The 15,830-nt window shown below is 57.0% G+C and carries 13 protein-coding genes; 11 read left to right on the top strand and 2 right to left on the bottom strand.

Annotated features, from left to right (window positions below):
- The first annotated feature begins 162 nt into the window (after positions 1-162).
- The 9 genes from P3M64_RS01610 (at position 163) to P3M64_RS01650 (ending at position 10,998) form a co-directional block, all read left to right on the top strand.
- Positions 163-1,521, top strand: coding sequence for a substrate-binding protein (locus P3M64_RS01610; RefSeq protein WP_132939580.1), 1,359 nt, complete (start codon positions 163-165; stop codon positions 1,519-1,521).
- Between the two features lie 204 nt (positions 1,522-1,725).
- Positions 1,726-2,631: a branched-chain amino acid ABC transporter permease gene (locus tag P3M64_RS01615; protein ID WP_132939579.1), complete on the top strand. Its 906-nt coding sequence runs from the start codon at positions 1,726-1,728 to the stop codon at positions 2,629-2,631.
- Positions 2,628-3,635, top strand: a complete 1,008-nt coding sequence (locus tag P3M64_RS01620) for a branched-chain amino acid ABC transporter permease (RefSeq protein ID WP_132939578.1) — start codon at positions 2,628-2,630, stop codon at positions 3,633-3,635. The genes P3M64_RS01615 and P3M64_RS01620 overlap by 4 nt, the downstream gene beginning before the upstream one ends.
- Before the next feature lie 3 nt (positions 3,636-3,638).
- Positions 3,639-4,394 carry an ABC transporter ATP-binding protein gene (locus tag P3M64_RS01625; protein WP_132939577.1) on the top strand — a complete coding sequence of 252 codons (756 nt, stop codon included), beginning with the start codon at positions 3,639-3,641 and terminating at the stop codon, positions 4,392-4,394.
- Entirely contained in the window at positions 4,391-5,137 is a 747-nt protein-coding gene (locus tag P3M64_RS01630; protein ID WP_132939576.1) for an ABC transporter ATP-binding protein, read from the top strand. The genes P3M64_RS01625 and P3M64_RS01630 overlap by 4 nt, the downstream gene beginning before the upstream one ends.
- 548 nt (positions 5,138-5,685) lie before the next feature.
- Positions 5,686-6,093 (top strand): response regulator transcription factor, encoded by a 408-nt coding sequence (locus P3M64_RS01635; RefSeq protein ID WP_132939575.1) that lies wholly within the window; start codon positions 5,686-5,688, stop codon positions 6,091-6,093.
- 94 nt (positions 6,094-6,187) lie between these two features.
- Positions 6,188-6,448 (top strand): hypothetical protein, encoded by a 261-nt coding sequence (locus P3M64_RS01640; protein ID WP_132939574.1) that lies wholly within the window; start codon positions 6,188-6,190, stop codon positions 6,446-6,448.
- Positions 6,448-9,201 carry a sensor histidine kinase gene (locus P3M64_RS01645; protein ID WP_207893191.1) on the top strand — a complete coding sequence of 918 codons (2,754 nt, stop codon included), beginning with the start codon at positions 6,448-6,450 and terminating at the stop codon, positions 9,199-9,201. Before P3M64_RS01640 ends, P3M64_RS01645 begins: the two co-directional genes overlap by 1 nt.
- Before the next feature lie 462 nt (positions 9,202-9,663).
- Positions 9,664-10,998, top strand: coding sequence for an acetamidase/formamidase family protein (locus P3M64_RS01650; protein WP_132939572.1), 1,335 nt, complete (start codon positions 9,664-9,666; stop codon positions 10,996-10,998).
- 756 nt (positions 10,999-11,754) lie between these two features.
- On the opposite strand, the gene P3M64_RS01655 is transcribed toward P3M64_RS01650, so the two are convergent.
- Positions 11,755-12,903: an endo alpha-1,4 polygalactosaminidase gene (locus tag P3M64_RS01655; RefSeq protein WP_132939571.1), complete on the bottom strand. Its 1,149-nt coding sequence runs from the start codon at positions 12,901-12,903 to the stop codon at positions 11,755-11,757.
- Positions 12,904-12,988: 85 nt separating this feature from the next.
- Entirely contained in the window at positions 12,989-14,098 is a 1,110-nt protein-coding gene (locus P3M64_RS01660; protein ID WP_207893190.1) for an NAD(P)/FAD-dependent oxidoreductase, read from the bottom strand.
- 202 nt (positions 14,099-14,300) lie between these two features.
- Between P3M64_RS01660 and P3M64_RS01665 the strand changes: the two genes are divergently transcribed.
- Positions 14,301-15,104 carry a division plane positioning ATPase MipZ gene (locus tag P3M64_RS01665; protein WP_207893189.1) on the top strand — a complete coding sequence of 268 codons (804 nt, stop codon included), beginning with the start codon at positions 14,301-14,303 and terminating at the stop codon, positions 15,102-15,104.
- A 105-nt stretch (positions 15,105-15,209) separates the two neighbouring features.
- Complete coding sequence (locus tag P3M64_RS01670) at positions 15,210-15,821, top strand: LysE family translocator (RefSeq protein WP_132939569.1); 612 nt, start codon at positions 15,210-15,212, stop codon at positions 15,819-15,821.
- Positions 15,822-15,830 lie beyond the last annotated feature (9 nt).

The following is a 15,830-nucleotide window of genomic DNA, read 5'->3' on the forward strand; positions in this document are numbered from 1 at the left end:
AGAAGATAAATCAATGTGTTGTTGTCGTTCGTGTGGATATGTGAAAAATTTACTCCCGCCATATCCGGATCAACCGGAATGCGCGCCCTCGGACGGGGCGCGCCCGGGAGCGAAAACGCCCCGCCATGATCACGTTCTTAAGAACAGGGAGAACACACCATTATGAGTGACGATAAAATATTACATGTCTCGCGGCGCGGTCTGTTGAAGGCGGGCGCGGCGACGACCCTGGCGCTGGGGACACCGGCGTTTTTCATGAAAAATGCCTGGGCGCAGGATGCGTTGGGTAATTTCCCCGTTAACGGGCCAAAAGTAATGTTCGGCTTTAACGTGCCGCAAACGGGGGCTTACGCCGACGAGGGCGCGGATGAACTGCGCGCCTATAAACTTGCCGTCAAGCACCTCAACAGCGGCGGCGGCATGCTTGAGACCTTCAAGCCGAGTTCTTTGAAGGGTAACGGCGTCCTCGGCAAGAAAGTCGATTTCGTGGTCGGCGACACCCAAACCAACCCCGACGCCGCGCGCACCAGCGCCCGGCGCATGATCGAGCGTGACAAGGTCATCATGTGGGGCGGAGGGTCGTCCAGTTCGGTGGCGATCGCCCAACAGTATCTGGCCCAAGAAGTCGGCGTGATTTTCATGTGCGGCCTGACCCATTCCAACGACACCACGGGTAAGGATAAGCGTCGTTACGGTTTCCGTCATTTCTTTAACGCGTACATGACCGGCAAGGCGCTTGCCCCCGTGCTGGCGAAAACCTACGGCAAGGATCGCCGCGCCTTCCATCTGACCGCCGATTACAGCTGGGGCCACACCCAGTACGAATCGATGAAGGAATTCACCGAAAAGCAGGGCTGGACCACGGTCGGCAATATCATGACGCCGCTCAAGGCGACCGATTTCTCGCAGTACCTGACCGCGGTGATCAATTCCGACGCCGACGTTCTGGTGCTCAATCATTACGGCAAGAACATGGTCAATTCGCTCAGCCAGGCGGTCGATTTCGGCATGCGCGATATGATCAAGAACGGCAAGCATATGGAAATCGTGGTGCCGTTGTACTCGCGCCTGATGGCGCAAGGGGCGGGGGCGTCGAAAATTGACGGCGTTCTGGGCACTAGCGGCTGGAACTGGACCCTTCAGGACGCCGGCTCCAAAGTGTTCACCAAGGCGTTCGAGGCCGAGTACGGCTTCCCGCCATCCCAGGCGGCGCAGACGTGTTACTGCCAGACGTTGCTTTACGCCAATGCGTGCGAAGTGGCGGGAACGTTCTATCCGCCGGAGGTTATCAAGGCCCTGGAAGGGTTCGAGTTCGAGGGAATGGGGCTATCGGGGAAAACCCTGTATCGGGCGGCCGATCACCAGTGCTTCAAGGACATCTTGGTGGTGCGCGGTAAAGGCCCGGATAAGAAGAAGGGCGAATACGACCTTCTCGAAGTGGTCGAGGAAGTGCCTCGCGACGTCGTCACCTACGATCCGAAAATTTTCGGCGGCGAGCTCGGCCCTTACAAGCCGGCCTAAGTCCTCTTTCGATACGGACGCGCCCGCCGGAAACGGACGCGTCCGTATTTCTTTTTCGAACGTCCGTCGTCGGCCTCTTGACCTTTCTGTTTCGAGTGAGAGACCTCGGGCGCGGCCGTCGCCGCGTGGAATGGGTCAAGGCGGCGGGGCCGCCTCGGCCTCGTGCCGCGGTCGGGTGATGGTTATATTGGGTGGAGCGCATCAATGTCAGGGACGCTGACGAACCATATTTTTCTGCAATTTGTGACCGGGTTGCAATTAGGCGCGATATACGCCCTGATCGCTTTGGGCCTGACCTTGGTGTTCGGCACTCTGGGGTTGGTCAATTTCGCCCATGGGGCGTTGTTCATGTTGGGCGCCTACCTGGCGGTCGTCATCGCCGCCAAGTTCGGTTTCATCGCCGCCATCGTCGGCGTGCCGATCATCCTTTTCATCGTCGGGCTTATCCTGGAAAAGGGGTTGATCCGTTTTTTCTATCAACGCCCGCACACGGATCAAATTCTGGTGACGTTCGGCCTGGCGATCGTGGTTCAGGAAACCCTGAAGTGGATCTTCGGGGCCAACAATCTGCCGTTTTCCCTGCCCAGTTGGGGGGTCGGGATTATCAAGATGCACGAATGGGTTCCCTTCTTGGAAGGTTTCGTGGTGTATCCTAAGTGGCGCATCATCTTGATCGGCGTCTCAATGACGACGGTCGCCGCCCTGTTCGTATTGTTACAGTTCACCCGCTTCGGCCTGATCGTTCGCGCCGGAATGCGCGACGCCGAAATGCTGCGGTTTCTCGGCATCGACATCAACAAGCGCTTCGCCATCGTCTTTGGATTGGGGGCGATGATCGCCGGCATCGCCGGGGTTTTTGGCGGCCCGGTGACCCAGGTCGATCCCGAAATCGGAATGAACATGCTGGTGCCGTCGTTTCTGGTTGTCGTCATTGGCGGCATGGGCTCGCTGCCGGGCGCGGTGCTCGCCAGTTTCCTGCTCGGCCTCGCGCTTAGTTTCACGGCTGAATATTCGGCGATCCAGCAGATTATCGTCTACGTGATCGCCGTCGTCGTTCTGTTGGTGCGCCCGCGCGGTCTGATGGGACAAAAGGGACTGATGGAAGAATGATGAACAAGACATATCCCTCCTTTTGGCGCGCCAATGCGCCGGTGGCGTATTTCGCGGTGATCGTGTTGACGATGCCGTTCTGGTTTCCTCTGATCGGGGGGTATCCCGGCCTGGACACAAAAATTCTGATTTGGGCGATTTTCGCCATCGGGTTCGATATTTTGCTGGGCTATATGGGGTACCTATCGTTCGGGCATGCCGCGTTTTTCGGTATTTCCGCCTATACGACGGGCTTGATGTTGTTGCACTACTCGTCGGAAATCGTCCCTGCGATGTTGATGAGCGTGGTTGTGACGACCGTGGCGGCCCTGATTATCGGGATGCTGACCTTGCGCCGTTCGGGCATTTATTTTTCGATTCTAACCCTGGCGTTCGGTGAGATGTTTTACAGTTCCGCGGTCTCCACGTTGCAATCTTGGACCGGGGGCGATAACGGCCTGACGGGGCTGCCGACGCCGACCCTGTTCGGGTCGGTGATCAAGGATACCGATGTTTTTTATTTGACGGCCTTTTTCGCCATCGTGGCGTATTTTACCGCACGTAGAATAGCATCCTCGCCTTTCGGGCTAATGCTCAGGGCGATCAAATCGAACCAGGACCGCCTGGAGTTCACGGGAATCAATGTTCAACGCTATAAAATTTCAGGGTTTGTCGTTAGTGCGATCTTCGCCGCGTTCGCAGGCTCGCTGATGGTGATTTACGAACCTTACGTGGCGACCGAGTTTCTGCATTGGTCAACCTCGGGGAAAATCGTCATCATGTCGGTGATCGGTGGTGTCGGAACGTTGTTCGGACCAATGATCGGGGCGGCCTTCATGCTCTATTTCGAAAATGTGATTTCGGTCGCCCTGCACGAACAGTGGTTGTTGGTGCTGGGGCTTATTTTCATGGCGATCGTCATCTTCCTGCCCGGTGGGTTCGTCGATGGCGCGCGCAGGGTGCATCGTAAAATCATGGGTCGAAGCGCGCCAAGCGGCCCACCCGCCGAAAAAGGGGAGGCCTAAGCGATGACGATTTTGGAAGTCTCCTGCGTATCGAAGAGTTTCGGCGGATTGAACGCCTTGAGCGACGTTAACCTGAACGTCGAGGAGGGGACCGTTCACGCCTTGATCGGCCCCAACGGGGCGGGTAAATCGACGTTGCTGAATGTGCTGACCGGCCTTTTGAGACCCGATAAGGGCGAGGTGATTTTCGACGGGCGGGCATTGCGCAATGTCTCGCCGCACGAGATCAATCAGCGCGGCATCGCCAAGGTTTTTCAAACACCGGCGGTTTTCGGCGAATTGACGTTGCTCGAAAACGTCACCATCCCGGCTTTGGCGGCCCGCGACGGGGCGTTTAAGGCAAACCTGTTTAAAACCGACCGCAGCCTGAAGGATGTTCATGCGGTGGGCGAGGAGGTTCTGTGCGACGTCGGACTTCAAGATCAGATGCACGAGCAGGCTCGCTATCTTTCCCGTGGGGATAAACGGCGCCTGGAACTGGCGTTGTGTCTGGCGCACCGTCCCCGGCTGATGTTGTTGGACGAGCCGACCGCGGGAATGTCGCGCCATGAAACGGAACGCACCATCGACCTTTTAAAGAAAATATCGTCTCGCGGCGTGACCAAGGTGATCGTCGAGCACGACATGAGCGTCGTCTTCGCCCTGTCGGACACCATTACCGTTCTCGCCCAGGGGCAAGTCATCGCCGAGGGCGGTCCCGATGCGGTGCGCGGCAATCCAAAAGTGATCGAAGCCTACCTCGGGGAGGAGCAGGAATGACCGCCCTTGCACAAAACACCCAGCAGGAATTGCGCGCCGATGCTTTTTTCTCCTGCCGGAACATCAACGCCTATTACGGGGAAAGCTACGTCGTTCAGGATGTCAGTTTCGATATTCACGAAGGTGAGATCGTGGCGCTCCTGGGGCGCAACGGGGCGGGCAAGACATCGACCTTGCGGACTATCGCCCGGGCGCACAACCCGGCGCTGACGTCGGGGGAAATCCACCTGAACGGCACCGCGCTGCATTCCCTGCAGGCCTTCGAAGCCGCCCAGGCGGGGGTCCAACTGGTTCCCGAAGACCGCCGGATCATCCCCGGGATCACGGTCGAGGAAAACCTTATTTTGGCGCAAATCGAAGGCGCTCCGGGCTGGCCGTTGGCGCGCATTTACGAGCATTTCCCGCGCCTCGCCGAACGGCGCACGCAACAGGCCACCACCATGTCCGGCGGCGAGCAGCAGATGCTCGCGGTGGCGCGGGCGCTGGCTCGGGATTTGAAACTGTTGCTTCTGGACGAACCCTACGAGGGGCTGGCCCCGGTGATCGTCCATGAAATCGAGGCCATCCTGCATGAAGTCAAGGCCCTGGGGATCACCACGGTGATCGTCGAGCAAAATGCCGTCGCGGCGTTGAAACTCGCCGACAGGGCGATCATCCTCGATGTCGGCGAGGTCGTCTTCACGGGAACCGCCAAAGAGGTCTTGGACAATAAAGAACTACGCGAAGAATATTTGGCGATCTAGTGGTTTGAGTTTAACATTTGAGTCCGATGCAATTGGACACAAATGTGTGAAGAAATCAAACTGCAACAAAAAGATAGATAGTGGTCGGCCCGATGGTTCGCGGGAGCGAAACGTCGGAGTCGATCCACTAGGGTCAGGACCTCTTCATCTGATACGTCTGGCGGAGATGAATTTAAGTATGGGTTAGGCGGAAAACCCACCGCAATGGCGCTCATTGCAAGGTTTTTCCAACGACATCCGCGCTTAAATTCATCCCGTCCCGCAGGAATTTGTGAAAAATGCCCCAAGAGCGTCGTCGAAGACTTTTGAAAGTGAACGGCACTTCCGGCAAGTCTTCTCCCAGGCTTGTGACATTTTTCACAAACCAGACGCACCAGATGAAGAGGTCCTGACCCTAGGACCGCGCCGACCCGAAGACTCGTGCCGCCGACGGTATCCCCGTGGTGCGCGGTTCTCTTTCCAAGGGAAGCCATGACAAGAGGCGTTACGATGCGCTAATGTTAAAAAAAAGAAATGGGCGCGTCGCGGTCTAGGGATGGCTTGGGAGTATGGCGTATTCGGTTTTGCTCGTCGAAGACGAGCCAAATATTGTGCTGTCGTTGCAGTTTATCATGAAACAGGCGGGATTTGACGTCCGTGTGGCGACGGACGGCGTGCTTGCGATCGATGCGCTGGAGCAGGCGCGCGCCGACGTTGTCCTGTTGGATATCATGTTGCCCAAGCGCGATGGTTTCGCGGTGTGCGAAATGATCAAGGGGACGCCCCGGTGGGCGGACGTCAAGGTTGTCATGCTGTCGGCGAAAAGCCGTGACGCCGATAAGGAACGGGCGAAGGCCGTTGGGGCCGACGATTTTATCACCAAACCTTTTTCGACCCGGGAATTAAGCGAACGGCTGGTTCGAATCGTCGAAAACCAGGGCGATCGGCTTGCCGCGCACGGTAAAACACGGAATTGACGGACGTTCGAACCCCGGGCGATACCGCGCCGGACGCCAGGGTTGACGCCGGGATCGACGCCAAGGCTGACGCCAAGAGTGATGGTAGGGAACCATGATCCGAACGCACCGTAAGAAAGAATCTTCGATCGTCCTGCTGTGTTTTTTTCTGCTTATTTTTTTTCCGCCTATTTTGGGAATTTATAACCGGGAGTTCCTGATCGGGGGAATGCCCGTGGCCTATCTGACCCTGTACGGGGCGTGGTTGGCCCTCATCGTTTTGATTGCCATCGGCGCGCGACGACAAATCGACCCCACCGCGCCCGTCTCGAACCGCGATACGTCTTCGCCCCCTCCGCCCTCGGTGGATTCGTGATGCTCGGCGGTTTGGTCGTTGGCGTGTCTTTTGCCTATTTGGGAGGGCTGTTCGCCATTGCTTCGTACGGCGAGCGGCGTGCCGCCCAAGGGCGCAGCCTGACCAAAAACCCTTACGTTTACACCCTATCGCTGGCGGTTTATTGCACGTCGTGGACCTTCTACGGCAGCGTCGGGCGGGCGGCCCACACGGGGTTGGATTTTCTGCCCATCTATATCGGTCCGACCTTGATGTTCGCGGTGTGGCCGCTGGTCTGGGTCAAGATCGTGCGCATTTGCAAGGTTAACCGCATCACCTCCATCGCCGATTTCATTTCCTCGCGTTACGGCAAAAATGTCACATTAGGCGCCATGGTGACGGTGATCGCCGTTATCGGCATTACCCCCTACATCGCCCTTCAACTGAAATCGATCGCCACCAGTTATAACATCCTGGTGGATTTTCGGGGGACTCCGGCCACCTCGGGGGGGCATTTGTTCGCCATGGATACGACCTTGATCGTGGCGTTAATCTTGGCAATGTTCGCGATTTTGTTCGGCACCCGCCACATCACTTCGAACGAACACCACGAAGGCCTAGTGACGGCGATCGCCTTCGAATCCCTGATTAAGCTTTTCGCTTTTGTCGCGGTTGGCGTTTTCGTCACTTTTAGCGTCCATGGCGGGTTCGGCGATCTGTTCGCCAAGGCCATGGCGCGGGCGGATCTAAGAAAGCTTCTTACGGTCAGTAACGATCCGGGGTACAGCCAGTGGGTCACCATGACGCTGCTTAGTATGGCGGCGATTTTGTTCCTGCCGCGCCAATTTTATATCACCGCCGTGGAAAACTCGGGCGAGCGACAGTTACGCACGGCGGTCTGGCTGTTTCCGCTTTATTTACTGGCGAGCAATATTTTCGTGCTGCCGATCGCGCTTGGCGGCAAAATGATTTTTGCCGGCAACGGCGCCGACGCCGATATGTTCGTGTTGACGGTACCCATTCATTTCGGGCAAGGCGCCTTGGCTCTGTTCGCCTTCGTCGGCGGTCTGTCGGCGGCGACGTCGATGGTGATCGTCGCCTCGATCGCGCTATCGACGATGGTTTGCAACAATCTTGCCATGCCCTTCCTGTTGCGCTGGCGGCGCGCGCATATCGACATGCGCGGCGACGTCTCGATGTTGCTGCTGACGATAAGACGCACCAGTATCGTCGCGATTTTGTTGCTGGGGTACGGCTATTTCCGCATCGCCAGCGAATCGTACTCCTTGGTGACGATCGGATTGGTTTCATTTTCCGCCATCGCCCAATTCGCCCCGGCGATGCTGGGGGGGATGTTTTGGAAGGGGGCGACCCGAAGGGGGGCGCAGACGGGCCTTTTGTTGGGGTTTGGAGTCTGGATATATACTCTTTTACTGCCGTCATTTTCGCAATCGGGATGGCTCGATATCGGTTTTGTCCAGCATGGACCTTTCGCTATAGGGTTTCTTAAACCCTATGCCTTGTTCGGTCTCACCGGTTTTGACCACCTGTCCCATTCCCTGTTTTGGAGCATGGTGTTCAATATCGGCGGGTTTGTCGGGGTCTCCGTTACGGGGTGGCAAAGCGCCATAGAACGCATTCAGGCGACGTCCTTTGTCGATGTCTTCGCGCGCACCGAAGGCGGCGATAATTCCCGTTACTGGCGGGGTTCGGCGAGTATCGGCGAGCTGCGTGCATTGTTGGCGCGGTTTCTGGGAGATGACGCCGCCAGGCGCGATTTGGAGGCGTTCGCCGCGGCGCGTGGCGGTGCGTTGGACCCCACTAAGGATGCCGACACGGCCCTGATCCATCATGCCGAAAAGGTCCTGGCCGGAGCGATCGGTTCAGCCGCCGCGCGGGTCATGATCGCGACCGTGGTCAAGGGCGAAGTCGTGGGTCTGGACGCCGTTTATTCGATTTTGGACGAAACGACCCAGGTGATCGAATATTCACGGATGTTGGAAATCAAGTCGGCCCAGCTCGAAGAAATGGCGGTCAAATTACAAGCGGCGAACAACCGCCTAAAGGAATTCGATTCCCTAAAGGACGATTTTCTTTCCACCGTCAGTCACGAGTTGCGCACTCCGCTGACATCCATTCGCGCGTTTGGTGAAATTCTCTCCGGCGGAGAGGATATCGCCCCATGGCAGCGCCAAAAGTTTCTGATGGTGATCACCCAGGAAAGCGAACGACTGACGCGTCTGATCGATCAAATTCTGGATCTCGCCAAAATGGAGGCGGGGCGCATGGATTGGCGGATACGCGATGTCGATTTGAGCGAAGCGTTAAATCAAGCCCTGACGGCGATGAGCGGTTTAATGCACGAGCATGGGGTAACGCTGCACAGCGTCATTGAGGAAAACCTTCCTCCGGTGCGCGCGGACCGGGACCAATTCATTCAGGTTGCGACTAATTTGTTGTCCAATGCGGCCAAATTTTGCCGTCATCCGGGAGGCGAGGTCGAGGTTGTCGCGCGCAAGGCGGGGGACGTGATCGTGGTCAGCGTGCGTGATAACGGCGACGGTATCCTGCCGGAAAACAGAGAGTATATCTTCGAAAAATTCCATCAAACCAATCAGGCGACGAACCAAATGCCGCGGGGAACGGGACTGGGATTGGCCATCTGCCGGCAGATCATTACATTTTTTGGAGGGAGAATATGGGTGGAACCGGCCAAGGATGGAGGTGCGCGATTTGTTTTTCAGGTTCCCATCGCCGCGTCGCCCGCTCCGCGCCATTTCGATCCAGAGGTTTAGGATTGCGCGGGAAAACGACACCCTGAGCGACAATATGCGCCTCCCTGTGGAAGGGGCGCACGTTCCTTGTGCACGGCTATTCCAGAGGCCGTTTTGCCTGCTTTATCGTTCCCCAATGCACCGTTCTCGGCTACACTTAAGGGTGTTTTGAAATGGTGTTTGCGGGGTGCGTCCAATTTTCTGGAAATACACCCATTGCGCCTCGTGACGGGCTTTGCGGCGATAAGCCCGCGAGCTTTATCTGAAACGCCGGTTCGGCGAACCATATGCGAACCTTCCCATCGGTGCGGAAAAGCTTATCGGGCATGCGTCCGTGACGAAAAAACGCCATTGGAGGGAGGAATTTCCCTCATCCGCCAAGGCGTCTGCCCCGCTTACCGTCGTGTCGAAGGGCTGCAAAAAAATTCGAAGCGTGGCGACGCCTGTTCGTCTCGATTTTTAGGTTTTGAAAGGAGTCTCACAATGGCATTAGCTAAAAAACGCATTTCTCCGGAGCAAGTCAAAGCCCAGCGCAACGTGGTCGTGCAGACATACACCAACGGTATTCTCGACCCCAATCAACCCATGCTGGGACCGGTCGAGGATGGCGGTACGATCATCGCCAACACCGCCCCGGGCTGTTGGGGACCAATGATCACGCCAAGGCTACGCGGTGGCCATGAAGTCACTCAACCGGTCTATGTCGAGGGCGCCACGCCGGGTGACGCGGTGGCCTTGCGAATCCGTCAAGTCACGGTGACGTCGATTGCGACGTCTTCCGGTCACGACACCTCGCCGGAAGGCTATTTTCTTGGCGACCCCTACGTGGCGGCGCGCTGCCCGACCTGCGACAAGCTGTGGCCCGAAACCCATGTGGAGGGGATCGGTCCGAAGGCCGTCATTTGCGACGACTGCGGCAATCCGGTAACGCCATTCCAGTTCGTGCATGGCTATACAGTTGTTTTCGATGACACGCGTCGCGTGGGTGTAACGATGCCCAAGGCTGCGGCGGAGAAAATCGCCGCTAACGCCGCGCATTACGCGGTCCTTCCGGATGGTTCCGTGCAACACCCCATTCTTACGTTCGCCGCTTCGGACATGGCGGGCGTCATGGTGCGGATGCGTCCTTTCATGGGACAGCTCGGATCGACGCCATCCATGCCGATGCCGGATTCGCACAACGCGGGAGATTTTGGCCCCTTCCTCGTCGGCGCGCCGCATCCATACGCGATCACGAAAGAGGATCTTGCCAAACATCGCACGGACGGGCACCTGGATATTGACGCCGTCAGGGCGGGGGCCATTCTCGTCGTCCCGGTCAAGGTCGAGGGCGCGGGTATTTACATGGGGGATATGCACGCCCTGCAGGGGGACGGCGAAATTGCCGGACACACGATGGATGTCGCCGGCAGCGTCACGTTGCAGGTCGAAGTCGTGAAAGGGCGAGCCCTTGACGGCCCCGTTCTTTTCCCTCTTGTCGAGGATTTACCGCCCCTGGCCCGACCGTTTAACGATCGTGAAAGGGCCAAGGCGCAGCAGTTGGCGCAGCAATGGGGCCTGGATGCGCTCGAAGAATCCGCACCGATTTCGATCGTCGGTTCGGGACCGAACCTCAATGACGCGACCGAGAATGGACTGCGGCGGGCGGCGGATTTGTTGGATATGAGCGTCGCCGAAGTGCGTAACCGCGCCACCGTCACCGGGGCGATCGAGATCGGCCGTAGTCCCGGCGTGGTTCAGGTCACTTTCCTTGCGCCGATGTGTAAGCTTGAGCAAGCGGGCCTCGCAAAATTCGCCCGCGAGCAGTACGGGCTTTAGGCCCTGACTCTAGCCACCTGCGGTTCTATTTGGTGAAATTTCCGAATTCCTTCTTGGGGCGTCACCACGCAAAGCGCCGTGCATCCGTTACCGCACATCCTCCGTACATTCGTGGGGGAGGGGCGTTTCGCGCAACCATCGGAAGCGGCAGTCGATTTGAGGCTATATCGAATATAAAATATAAATCAAAAAATAGAAATATCAGGAGTGGTCAATACTGTCATTGACATGATGAAATCGTTTGTTAACAATTGTGTCATTAAGATGTTATTGGCGCATTTCGAGAATATTTTTTTCTTTTTTATGACGCCATTCGTTCGCTTATGGGTCGGTTCCAATTGGATTTTGGCCTGTTTTCGAGGTTAAGTGGTTTCAAGGTCGTCTTCGATTTGCGCGACCTAATTCAGGTTGAGGTCCTATCGATATGTTACAGATTCGCCCTAGAAACACGGTGTTTGTCTTTACAATTTATAACAAAACTGTCCGCGCCTTGGTGAAGGAAAATAAAAGCCATTTCTTTTTCGAGGACCACTGGGCCGATGACCATGTGCAGGATGTCGAGGCCAGGGATGAGGCCGAGGCTATCGCTGTTATTCAAGGTCGTTTTCCCCCCGAGGATGGATTTATCATCGCGGCCATCTCCGAGAGGCGATGAAGCGTCTCGTCCTTGCGAGAAGGCGCCTTGCCCGGTTTCGCTCCGTCGTGCGAGGTCCTCGTGCGGGGTGTGCTTATCCTTGAAGCCGCGTTGGCAGGTGCTTAGAGACCGCCTTCGAAGTATTGATAGGCATCTAGACCGTCAAGGACGACGCCGTCGAACCCTTGGGTGATAATACCGTAAATATAGGATTTGGCGTTTCCCGAAATAATCGCCTGCCATGCCGGATCGGCATAATCGACGTGGTATTTATCGGGATTGGTGGTGTAGGGGGCCTTGATGAATTTCGGCGCGCCTTCTTTCCATTGCGGTTTCCAGTAATATCGATAACTTTCCGCCGCCGTGATGTCGAGATGTGCGAAAACCAGCCGTCGCGACCCCAGTTTTTTGTATTTCATCAACGCTATTTGTTGCGGGGTAAGCGCGGTGCGCCCGTGAAATACGTCAACGACAACAAGATCGTAATTTGTGTTGTGTAAGGCGTTTGCATACTCGTCGGCAGTGCCGAAGCCCTGGCTGTCGCGCAGGTAGGCGAAATTTTTAACATCGCGCATGCTCAGAATGCTTCTTGGGTTGGCGTCGGGTTTCCAGGGCGACAACTTCGAGAGGACCGGGCTGGATCCAATATAGGGAAGGAAGCCATTTTTCACGTTTTTGCGGATGGCGCCGCGCGCTTTTGACCACGTGTCGGCGTATTCCAGCGAAAGCACTTTAAGGCCGTATTTTCGGGCCATCGACAAATGCTCCACCGCGCTTTTGGTCGTCTCCGGAGATGGCGGGTCGCCCTTGTACGTCGTGAACAACTGTTCGGCGATGACCCCATCGAGGCTGTGCATGTAGGTGCGGGCGGGGAAAAAATTGGCGTCATTTTCGGGGTCGGCTTTGCCTAAAAGGTCCACGCCATTTTGCGCGATGACGGTAAAGCCCGGTTTCAGCGCCCGTGCGTAAACGCTGACGGACTGGACAAAGTCCCTCAATTCTTGGCGGTAGTCGCGCAACGCGGGAGGTGTCGCCAACAAAGCGTCGAACGGGGTTTGGTTTTGGAGAGATTGGCTTTGCGGGGCCGGAGCCTGCGTTCCTCCTGGAGGAGTTTGCGCCCGAACACCGGACGCCATTCCCGCGACAAGCCCGAGAAACGATAGAACGAGGACGCACGCCATCCCCAGACCCCGCCACAGGGAATGGATTTGTCGTGCGTTTGTGAGGAAGGACGTTTCTTGCAAGGGGACACGCGCCTCTTTCCGTTTCATGATCGTTCACCGTAATCGAATTTTGTTAACGAAGCCCTGCAGGAGACATTCTTGTCCTTATCACCATCCCGTCATCGTCCTAACCCTAACGTATGCGCGCACGGATCATTTTGGCAATCGCCAGTGCGGCGGTCAGCCCCGGCGATTCAATTCCGTAAAGATTGATAAGGCCGCCGACGCCATGATCTTCCGGTCCCTGGATCATGAAATCGCGCTGCGCCGTGCCGGGGGCTTGAAGCTTTGGGCGAATACCCGCGTACCCCGGGTGCAGCGCGCCGTCCTTCAGGTCCGGCCAATAGCTTCTGATGGCGGCGTAGAAACGTTCGGCCCGCGCGCTATCGACCGCATAATCGATGGTGTCGATCCATTCGACGTCGGGTCCGAACTTAGCCTGTCCGCCGAGGTCGAGCGTCAGGTGCACGCCTAGCCCGGCCGGTTGCGGGACGGGATAAATCAGGTGGCGAAACGGCGCCCGACCGCTCAAGGTGAAATAACTGCCCTTGGCGAGGTATCGCGGCGGAATTTTTTCGCCCGCTAGCGTGGCGCACGACGCGGCGACATGCTGGGCGTCAAGCCCGGCGCAGTTAACGATCCAACGGCAGTCGATCGTCATCGGGGTGGGGCCACCGGTGTCCATCCGAAGGTGGCGTCCGTCGGGGGTCGGCAATATCCGTTGGAGGGGGCTGTTCAGCGCCACCATGCCCCCGGCGTTCTCCAACTCGCCCTGGAGGCTGAGCATGTAGGCGTGCGCATCGAGGATTCCCGTCGAAGGAGAAAACAGGGCCGCGCGGGCGTTCAATTGAGGTTCCAGCGCGCGGACCTGATTTTGCGCCAGCTTTTGCAAATCGCCGACGCCGTTCGACCGCGCGCATGCGGCAATCTCGTTCAATCGGACGTCTTCGGTTTCCCGGCACGCCACGATCAACTTTCCGCATTTCTCATGGTTGATATGGCGAGTGTGCAGGTAGTCGTAAAGCATCATTCGCCCATCGACGCACAAGCGCGCTTTCAAGGAGCCGTGGGGATAGTAAATTCCGGCATGGATGACCTCGCTGTTGCGGGCGCTGATTCCCGTGCCGACGGCGTCTTCCTTTTCGAGCACCACGACCTCGCGACCGTCGCGCGCCAAGGCGCGCCCAACGGCAAGCCCGACCACTCCGGCGCCGACAACGGCGCATTCCAACGTCTCGATCATTGTGATGACTTTAGGCTAAAAACAGGACGTCGGAGTGTGATCGTCTTTCCCAGGCGAAGTCAAGGGCGCCGCCGAGACCAAGGGTTCTCCGTGCCGTCGTTCCAAATAAAAAGAGTGTTATACGATAGGCTTGTGTTGCTCCATTTAAAGAAGATCATTACATTGCCGCTAGTTTTTCTCAATGCGTTCAGATGAGGGTCCGGTGGGCAGACACGCGCATATTATTGTGGTCGGCAATGAAAAAGGCGGCAGCGGAAAATCCACTACCGCCATGCATGTATCCGTGTATTTGCTGCAATTGGGTTACAGCGTCGCCGCCCTCGACCTGGACGTCCGTCAGGCGAGCTTTTCGCGTTATTTCCTCAACCGCCACAATTACGCCGAACGTCACGCCGTCGTGTTGCCGCAACCGACATTTCGCGTTTTACAGCCCAGTCCCGCCGCCGACCGGGAGGTGGCGAAACGCGAGGAAGAAGAGCGCGCCCAGGAAATCATCGATAAATATGCCGGTGCGCACGACATCATCGTCATCGACACCCCCGGAAGCGATAGCGTCTTGGGGCGATGCGGGCATTCCTACGCCGATACGTTGATCACGCCTTTGAACGACAGTTTTGTCGATCTGGACGTGCTGGCTCACGTCGATTCGGAAAAAATGACGATTAAGGGGCCGAGCCATTATGCCGAAATGGTGTGGGGGCAAAAAATGATTCGCGCGCGGCGCGACGGCGGGTCCATGGATTGGATCGTGATGCGTAATCGTTTGACATCCCTGGATGCGCGTAACAAACGCGATATGGCGCGGTTGCTGCATGATTTGTCCCAAAGAATAGGTTTTCGTCTGATCGACGGTTTCAGTGAACGTGTCATTTTCCGGGAATTGTATCTCAAGGGCTTGACCTTGATGGATCTGCCCGCCGCCGATCCCGAGTTCGATTTCACGATGTCGCACGTCAAAGCCAGACAAGAAGTGCGCGCCTTGGTCGAGGCGTTGAAGATCGGCTAATGATCGAACGGATACCGTTCTTGTTTTTGTGTTTAGGGGTGGCCCCTTTATGCAGGCTTCGCTAGTCTCATTGTGGGGTGTGGCATTTTTCTCCTGGAGGGCGTCATGACGCTACATTCGATTTTGGCCTTGGCCTTGGCCGTTTTTATTTTGGGGCTGACACCGGGGCCCGGTGTTTTCGCCACCCTTGCCCGCGCCTTGACTCAGGGGGTTGGGCCCGCGTTGATTTTCGTCGCCGGATTGACCCTGGGTGATCTTGTTTATTTAGCCTTCGCCGTCCTTGGTCTGTCGTACATCGCCGCTGAATTTTCCGGGATTTTCCTGGGTATCAAGATCGCCGGAGGGGTGTATTTGGTGTACCTTGGAATCACCTTATGGCGCACCAAGGCAGAGGCGGCCGATCTCGGCGTCGGCGTGGAACGGGGGAGGGTGCGTGGATTTTTGTCCGGCTTGATGCTGACGCTGGGCAACCCCAAGGCGGCTATTTTCTACATCGCTTTTTTGCCGAGCTTCATGGACCTTCACGCGGTGTCGTTGTCCCAGTTCGCCATTGCGGCAGGTGTTATCTCGGGGGTTATCTTCACCACGCTTAGCGGCTACGCTTTGTTGGCCGCCCGGCTTCGTCCGGTATTCAAAAGCCCACGCGCCATGCTCCGGCTTAAGCGTGGGGCGGGGTCCGTAATGATTGGGGTCGGTGGTTTTGTGATTTCTTCCTAGAGTCAGGAC

Origin of the sequence: Varunaivibrio sulfuroxidans, from assembly GCF_029318635.1 — a bacterium.
Classification (GTDB): domain Bacteria; phylum Pseudomonadota; class Alphaproteobacteria; order Rhodospirillales; family Magnetovibrionaceae; genus Varunaivibrio; species Varunaivibrio sulfuroxidans.

Coding starts and splice junctions, on each gene's coding strand:
- P3M64_RS01655 (WP_132939571.1), bottom strand. CDS start 12,903: ATGAAACGGAAAGAGGCGCGTGTCCCCTTGCAAGAAACGTCCTTCCTC.
- P3M64_RS01625 (WP_132939577.1), top strand. CDS start 3,639: ATGACGATTTTGGAAGTCTCCTGCGTATCGAAGAGTTTCGGCGGATTG.
- P3M64_RS01645 (WP_207893191.1), top strand. CDS start 6,448: ATGCTCGGCGGTTTGGTCGTTGGCGTGTCTTTTGCCTATTTGGGAGGG.
- P3M64_RS01615 (WP_132939579.1), top strand. CDS start 1,726: ATGTCAGGGACGCTGACGAACCATATTTTTCTGCAATTTGTGACCGGG.
- P3M64_RS01650 (WP_132939572.1), top strand. CDS start 9,664: ATGGCATTAGCTAAAAAACGCATTTCTCCGGAGCAAGTCAAAGCCCAG.
- P3M64_RS01635 (WP_132939575.1), top strand. CDS start 5,686: ATGGCGTATTCGGTTTTGCTCGTCGAAGACGAGCCAAATATTGTGCTG.
- P3M64_RS01660 (WP_207893190.1), bottom strand. CDS start 14,098: ATGATCGAGACGTTGGAATGCGCCGTTGTCGGCGCCGGAGTGGTCGGG.
- P3M64_RS01620 (WP_132939578.1), top strand. CDS start 2,628: ATGATGAACAAGACATATCCCTCCTTTTGGCGCGCCAATGCGCCGGTG.
- P3M64_RS01640 (WP_132939574.1), top strand. CDS start 6,188: ATGATCCGAACGCACCGTAAGAAAGAATCTTCGATCGTCCTGCTGTGT.
- P3M64_RS01670 (WP_132939569.1), top strand. CDS start 15,210: ATGACGCTACATTCGATTTTGGCCTTGGCCTTGGCCGTTTTTATTTTG.
- P3M64_RS01610 (WP_132939580.1), top strand. CDS start 163: ATGAGTGACGATAAAATATTACATGTCTCGCGGCGCGGTCTGTTGAAG.
- P3M64_RS01630 (WP_132939576.1), top strand. CDS start 4,391: ATGACCGCCCTTGCACAAAACACCCAGCAGGAATTGCGCGCCGATGCT.